Annotated in this window: 3 protein-coding genes; 1 reads left to right on the plus strand and 2 read right to left on the minus strand. The window is 70.2% G+C overall.

Features of this window, described 5'->3' with window-relative positions; genetic code table 11:
- Nucleotides 1–684 precede the first annotated feature (684 nt).
- Together ACFZBD_RS35010 and ACFZBD_RS35015 are read right to left on the minus strand one after the other, a co-directional pair.
- The gene (locus ACFZBD_RS35010) at nucleotides 685–2,250 is read right to left on the minus strand and encodes a beta-propeller fold lactonase family protein (RefSeq protein ID WP_391147753.1); all 1,566 of its coding nucleotides are present in this window, start codon (nucleotides 2,248–2,250) and stop codon (nucleotides 685–687) included.
- A gap of 489 nt (nucleotides 2,251–2,739) precedes the next feature.
- Nucleotides 2,740–3,111, minus strand: coding sequence for a hypothetical protein (locus ACFZBD_RS35015; RefSeq protein WP_391147755.1), 372 nt, complete (start codon nucleotides 3,109–3,111; stop codon nucleotides 2,740–2,742).
- Between the two features lie 2,139 nt (nucleotides 3,112–5,250).
- Between ACFZBD_RS35015 and ACFZBD_RS35020 the strand changes: the two genes are divergently transcribed.
- Nucleotides 5,251–5,859: a hypothetical protein gene (locus ACFZBD_RS35020; RefSeq protein WP_391147758.1), complete on the plus strand. Its 609-nt coding sequence runs from the start codon at nucleotides 5,251–5,253 to the stop codon at nucleotides 5,857–5,859.
- Nucleotides 5,860–6,110 lie beyond the last annotated feature (251 nt).

Consider the following 6,110-nt stretch of genomic DNA (forward strand, 5'->3'; position numbering starts at 1 on the left):
CCACCCCCCAGGTCATCCGTTCGACAGGGGGCAACAGTCATGCCGGGCCCGCAGGCCAGCAGCCCCATTGCAGGACCGCGAAGAACATAACGGGGGTGATAACGCAGAGGGCCGGCGGGTCCACTTGCCCGCTGCTGTGCCTGTGCGGTGCGGGTGGGCCTGGGCGTCTGGGGGCATGTGGAGAGCTCAGGACCTGGGCGCCACCGCTCTTGGCGGCCGCGGCCTTTGATGCGGCTCAGCTGGCACGGTGGCCTGCTGCCAGGGCAGAGGCCGGCACCGGGTCTGCAGAGCCGGCTGGCTGGGCTTCGCGGTGCACAGGCAGCGGGCCTTGCTGTCCCCGGCAGGAATGGTGCGGTCCCGGCGGCGCGGGATGCAGTTGCGTCCGCAGAGCAAGCACGGGGCAGGGCAGGCGCACAGGGCAGCGGAGCTTTGCTGCCTGCAGGCGGGCTGACGGCTCACCTGGCATCACCGGAGTTCCGGCCAGGCCGTTCGCACGATGACAGCAACTTCGCGAGCTGTGCGCGGCGTGGGAGTGCGGGGCATCTTCCGTGCCGGCAGGCCAGTCTGCGGCGGCCTGGCCGGCCGTGGAAGATGCCCCGCATGTTCCTTACGCGTCAGCAGCCGGCCAGGCCCGCCCGCCGCAGCTGCGGATGAGGAAGGCTCCGGGGGCAGGCTGAAGGAGGTTCAGTTTGCGGCGGCGGCGGCGGTGAATTCCGCGGTCTTCCAGATCCCGCCGCCGTTGAGGAAGAGATAGTTCTTCTGGTCCTGTGACTGCGGGGCGTACTGCACCGGCTCCCCGGTGTGGGCGGAGCGTATCTGCATCGTGCCGCCGGCCGAGGTGTAGGTGAACTTCTCCCACGGCCCCAGGGCGTCCCTGTTGATGGTCAGATGCCTCGAAAGCTGCTCATAGAACGAGAGATACTTTCCGGAGTCGCGTGCCTTGAGCGCGAAGGTGCCGTCCTGGCAGTCGATGTAGTCGAAGGACACGGAAGGCTCTGCTGCCGAGAGGCGGACCAGATCGTAGAATCCGGAGGTTTCCCGGTGCACGTTCAGTCCGTCGCCCTGCAGCGTCATGGCGATGGGCGTCCTGCTCGGGCCTGCCTGGGGGGAGGCGCCCGCGATATGGGAAACACTGTCGGAGCCGGCGTTGGCCACATAGAGGGAGCCCTGGGGGGTCAGGGCGATTCCGTAGGGAAAGCTCCCCACGCTGACCGCTGAGGTGGGCCGCGCGGGATCTGTGAGGTCTGCTGCGGTGACCGTGTTCCCTGCGCTGTTGGTGGCGTAGAGGGAGGAGTCATCGTGGGCGAGAGCGACGTCGAACGGCTGCGGCCCTGTGGGGATACGGTCCGTTTCCTCGCCGGATGCCACATCGATCAGGGTGACCGTGTCGTCTCCGGAGTTGGCCACAGCAAGACGCCTGCCGTCTGACGTGACGTCCATGCCGGCGGGGCTGGAGCCCGCAGGCAGGGCCTCAGGGGCTGCCGTCTGCGTACGGGTGTCGATGACCGACACGGAGCTGTCCGCCGAGTTGGACACATACACCGCGGAGAGATCGGGAGCTGCCGCCAGGGCCATGGGCGCCTTCCCGACGGGGACAGGCTGGCCGGTCACTTCCAGCTTCCCGGTGTCGATGACGGAGACAGTGTTGTCATCCATATTCGCGACGTAGAGAGCGCTGTGAACCGGGGACTGGACTATTTCCAGCCCCATGGGGCTTTTCCCGACCCTGAGGGGCTCCCCCACCACGCGCCGGGTCTCCGTGTCGATCACCGAAACAGTATTGTCAGCATTATTGGACACATAAGCCCGCTTGTGGGCCGCGTCTACCACAACCCAGACCGGCATGCCGCCGACCTTGATCGGGTCCCCTACGGTCTTCTGCGCAGCGGTGTCAATGACGCTGACAGTGCCGCCCAGGGCATTTGTGACGTACGCATACCTGCCGTCAGGAGTGAGCCCGACAGAGTCCGGGTAGTCCCCGACCAAGATAGGGTCAGCGGTGCTCGTGACAGCCCTGCCGGGCAGGCTGATCTCCGAGGAAACCAGGCCGCTCTTGCCCCCGGTCCCGGCGGTCTGCGGGGCGGCCGCCTGCTGGCTCTTCACCCGTCCCGGGTCATCTTCCGCCGTCGCCGCCGCTGCGCCGGTGACGGACAGGCTGGCGATCAGAGCGGTGCCGGTAAGCGCCAGGGCAGCCCGGCGCCGGCCCTCTGACGAGAGAAATACGGCTGGAATCCGGAGGCTGCTGCGCATGGGCCCTCACAATCATCAAACGTCGGAAATGACAGAAGTAGCTGCCTCACCATCCAGCCATACACGCCGCGCAGGCCGCACCCCCCGATCGGCCTGCGCGGGGGACCACGGCGCCGCCGGCCCATACACCCCGGTCCCGCCCATGCGCCCAGGAAAAGTGGCCGTGGCCTCACCAGCCGGATACGCGGGACAGCAGAGACGGGCGGCGGATCCGCGGACAGGAACCGCCTGCACAGTCCTTGAGCAGCCCGGGCATTCCCCGCGCCGGATCCCGGGCCCTGCTGGCGCCCTCTGCCTAGGCAGTACACCCACCCGCCCGCTTACGGGCGGCACCACCGCCGGTAAGCCAGGAGCGCCGGACAGCCTCACCGGCCCCGGCAGCAGGCAGAGCGGCGCCTGCGCCCGGCTGAAGGCGCCGGCGGCCGGGCGCGGGGCCCGGCGCTTTGCCAGCTGTCCGCTGCGATGCTGGCTGCAGTTGCGGCCGGAAGCTCAGTACAGCTCCATCCTCACCCTGAGCAGGTGCTCGTTCATGCCCACCGGTCTCATGACGATGACCGGGGTCCGCGACCAGCCCGTTTTCAGCCCGTAGTCCAGGAAACCCCGCAGGCACGAGCGGTAGCCCGCCACAGCAGCGGCGCTTTTGCCCGCCGCTATCCCGCCCGGACATGACCGGGATCCGTAAAGAAACTGCGCCACATCCCGTGTAGTGAGGTCTGCGAACCGGCGGCCGGGAAAGTTCCGGGCGAGTTTGTGGAGCACGCTTTTCTGCCGGTCCGGGCAGAAGCCCAGAGACCCCAGGTACCAGTCCACCGCATCACTCAGAGGCATATCCGCCCGAATATCTTCTGCCCTGGAATCCATCCCAGAAAAATACGGACAGAGGGACACCGCGGCCAAGCAGCAGCCGGATGACACCACGGATGAACCCGCGGGGGCCCCGAAAGCCAGCCGCCCCCGGCCCCTGGCACAGCCAGCCGGCCACCAGGCCCCCGGCCCGGCCGCCCGCAGCAGCACCCCGCCGCAGGCCCTCACCCGGCAGCCGCCCCCGGGAATATCCGACGCACCCCAGCCACCCCCGCAGGCAGCAGCGGGATTCTGCGTCCGGAACCGGTGCACAACCCAGTCGGACCCGCGCGGCGCCGCTGCAGCGGCGATCCTGCCCCGGACCGGATACCGGCGGCGCCTTGCCTGCCCGCCGGCTTCCCGGCGGGGCGGGGGATCCCGCGGCAGGCCGTCCCGGAACTGCAGGCTGCCCTCCTGCCGCCATCTGCCGGGGGGTATGCGAGCCGGTGAACGCCCTGGCCAGCTGCATACCCGCCTGAAAGGCCGGCCGCGCCGGCAGCCCACCGCCGTCGCGGCCCCGGCCAGCAGGACCCGGGGCCGCGCCCCGGCCCTCACCCCGCGCAAGTACACCGATGCCGCCGCCGTCCGCTCCTCCGCTTCCGCGCTGCGCTCAGGCAGCGGGCGGGCACAGACCTCACAGCCACACCGCATACGCCGCCAGGTCCGCGCCCCGGCTGTCCCGGACGGCCGGGAAAACCACCGCCCGGGGCCCGACCTGGCGGATCCCGCACAGCGGCCCTGCAGGATCACGGGGGCGGCTTCTGCCCGCTGCGCCAGGCCGGAGCCGGGCAGCAGAATCACGGCTGGACAGGCCCAGTTGAGCCCGGCCCGAAAGAGCCCCGCCCGGGCGCGTGTGGACGACGACAACGCTGGAGCGGGGCCCGCTGGGGGAAGCATCCCCCGTACACCCACTCTACGCCGCACAGCGGCCAGGCCGCGCACGACAGCTTCCCCCGTTCTCCCGGTCCTGCCACCGGGAGAAGCCGGGGAACAGCTGACCCGGCGGCCGCGCGAAGCTCTGCCCGGCACGCGTAATACGCAGGCACGGGCGCGGTGCCGGTATCCGAGGGGCCCCCTGTCTGCCGGCCCGTCGCGGGCAGTCAGGGCGCGAGCGCAAAATGGGGGGCGGTCACCGTTTTCTGGCATCCGCCGGGACCGGAACTGCCCGGCGGTGCGCTGGACATGCAGTATCCGGCAGCCGTGCGGCCTTGGTGCCGGCAGCCGTGGAAGGCACGGAGCGCAGTGGGGGGAACGGGCAGGCCTGACTGCACCCGCCCCGGCCGCGCGGGCGGCTCTCATTCCCCGAGCCGGGTGTCTGCTGGGAGCGGGCGCCCCCGGCGCTGGCTGCGTTCCTGCTCCTGTATTCAGCTGCCGTCACACAGCATCCAGGCCGGGGCACGGCGCCGCGCACCTTGCCGGGGCGCACCGGGGTGCTTCCGCCGGCAGATCCTGTAACGAGCCCGCGCCCCCGTGCGGTTCCTGCGCAGCGCTGCGGTGTTGCAGTACTTGAAGAAGTTCCGCTGCAGCCGGCGCGGTTCCCGTCCACGGCCGGGCTCGTGCCGGGGCCGCGGGCGGGGCCGGTGACCACGGCCGCCGGGCGGCAGGGGCGGCCACGCCTGCTGGGCGGTGGTGCGGGGGCGTTCAGGGCAGGCAGGCCGCCGCCGGACAGGTGCGCGCCGGCTGCGGCGGCGCTGAGCGGTGTCCGCTTCGCCCAGCCGGCGGACGCCGTCCGGTCCGTGGTTGCTGCTCTCCCGCTGATGCGCCCGGCTATGAGCAGCACGGCGCCTACCCCGGGACCCGGGCGGCGCTGACCTGCCGCGGACCGGTGCTGGCCAGGACGCACCGCGTCCGGCACCCCGGCCACGGCACCGGGCATGCGGGCAGGATCCGGTGTGCGGGGCCCGGCATTCGGGCTGCATGGCCGCCGCCGGACAGTCCGCCACTTGAGTGGTGGAGCTGCCTGCCTGGTGCGGGCAGGCAGGCAGCCCCACGCCGGAAACACCTGGCCGGCCGGCCGGCCAGGTCCGGGCAGCTCGCTGAATGGGCCGCATGGTGGATTTCATGGCCAGGCCCTGCCGTCCATGCTTGAGCGCACCCTGCCCGCTCAGCCCCGCAGCGGGGCAGCCCGGCCCCGTCACGCCTTCAGGAGTACCAGCAGTGCGTATCCCGTCGCTTTCCCCACGTGCCGCCATTCTTGCGGCGGCAACCGGCGCCCTGGTATTGGGCACCGCGGCACCCGGTTTCGCTAATGACGGCTGGAGCGGGTCCGGTGTGCACTGGAAAAACGGAGCCACGCCGCTGCACTGGGGCGTGGTCATGGAGATCGATCAGTTCAATCACCATCCGCTGACGGGCATCGAAGGACCGGGAACCGGTAATGGGACGGGAATCGGAAATGAGCTGAGGACTGTCCGCTGGGGCGATGCCACGCTCACTCTGGGCGACGACAACTCCTGGTTCGGGCTTCATACCCACCGTCTCTATGTCGGCTGCTACGGCCAGACGCCAGGCAGAGTGGTACTCAACAACGTCGCCTGGCTCCCCGACTGGTCCCGGCCGTACGTCGGCGTGTTCTTCAATGACGGCAGGCTGCAGCTGAAGAGCTACAACAAGGACGAACAGGGCCGCATCATCAACATGTCGCCAGCCGGTGACAGCATCCAGCTCGGCGGGGACACCCTCACCATGCACGGCACCACAAACCCCGGCCAGCTCACCACCAACGGCGGCGGCAGGATCGAGACAGCCAGCGGCTGCACCGGATGACGGGCTGAAGATTCAGGACAGGCCCGGCCAGCCCGCTGCTGCACGAACACCTGCAACGCGCGTATGCACACCAGTTCAGTGCGCGGTGCGGAAACAGGGCCAGCGGGGCAGCCGGCGGCCCAGGACCGTCGGTGTCTGAGAGGCGTTTGGCCGCTCGCTTAGACCTCGTTTCACTTGGTGAGCCGCCGGTAGTTGATGAGGCTGGTGGCGATGGCTGTGAAGGCGAGGAAGTGCTCGGGCTTGCGCTCGTA

Origin of the sequence: Streptomyces sp. NPDC008121, assembly GCF_042957155.1 — a bacterium.
Lineage (GTDB): Bacteria > Actinomycetota > Actinomycetes > Streptomycetales > Streptomycetaceae > Streptomyces.